This is a genomic window from Tepidimonas fonticaldi (assembly GCF_001675355.1).
Classification (GTDB): Bacteria; Pseudomonadota; Gammaproteobacteria; order Burkholderiales; family Burkholderiaceae_C; genus Tepidimonas; species Tepidimonas fonticaldi.
This window is the reverse complement of the sequence record NZ_LZDH01000055.1, coordinates 1-946: the sequence shown is the minus strand read 5'-3', so window position 1 is coordinate 946 and position 946 is coordinate 1. Positions and strand designations below refer to the sequence as shown.

Sequence of the window (946 nt, the reverse complement as noted above, 5' to 3'; positions counted from 1 at the left end):
ACTAAACGTAACTGAAGTTTCAGATTACACTGGGTTTCCTGAAATGATGGATGGTCGAGTGAAAACATTGCACCCGAAAGTGCATGGCGGAATTTTAGGTCGTCGCGGTACTGATGATGCCATTATGCAACAGCATGATATTGCCCCTATCGATATGGTCGTTGTTAACCTGTACCCTTTTGCCCAAACAGTGGCAAAACCAAATTGTACCCTTGAAGATGCTGTAGAAAATATTGATATCGGCGGCCCAACCATGGTGCGCTCCGCGGCTAAAAATCATAAAGATGTAGCAATTGTAGTGAATAGTAATGACTATCAAACCATCATTGATGAGATGGATAACCACGAAAACTCGCTAAATTGGTCAACTCGGTTTGACCTCGCAATAAAAGCTTTCGAACACACAGCTGCTTATGACAGCATGATTGCGAATTACTTTGGTGAATTAGTTGCCCCTTATTATGGTGATACGACCCAACCTTCTGGCCGTTTCCCTCGCACCTTGAATTTAAATTTTATAAAAAAACAAGACATGCGTTATGGAGAGAACAGCCACCAAGATGCTGCTTTTTATATAGAAGAAAACCCAAAAGAAGCTTCTATTGCAACTGCACAACAAATTCAAGGTAAAGCCCTGTCTTATAATAATATCGCTGGTACCGATGCGGCTCTTGAGTGTGTTAAATCATTCGAAGAACCTGCTTGTGTAATTGTCAAACATGCTAACCCTTGTGGTGTCGCTATCGGTGATTCTATTCATACAGCTTATGATAACGCATTCAAAACTGACCCAACGTCTGCTTTTGGTGGCATTATCGCGTTTAACCGTCAATTAGCTAAAGAAACCGCTCAAGCGATCATTGACCGCCAATTTGTAGAAGTCATTATCGCGCCTTCTGTTGCTAAAGATGCATTGCCTATTCTTGAGACTAAACAAAACGTTCGC

At 41.6% G+C, this 946-nt stretch carries 1 protein-coding gene; it reads left to right on the top strand.

Going from position 1 to position 946, the window contains the following annotated elements:
• Positions 1-946, top strand: a 946-nt coding sequence (gene purH, locus A9O67_RS13105; RefSeq protein ID WP_082955401.1) for a bifunctional phosphoribosylaminoimidazolecarboxamide formyltransferase/IMP cyclohydrolase, incomplete at both ends; no start/stop codon positions are given.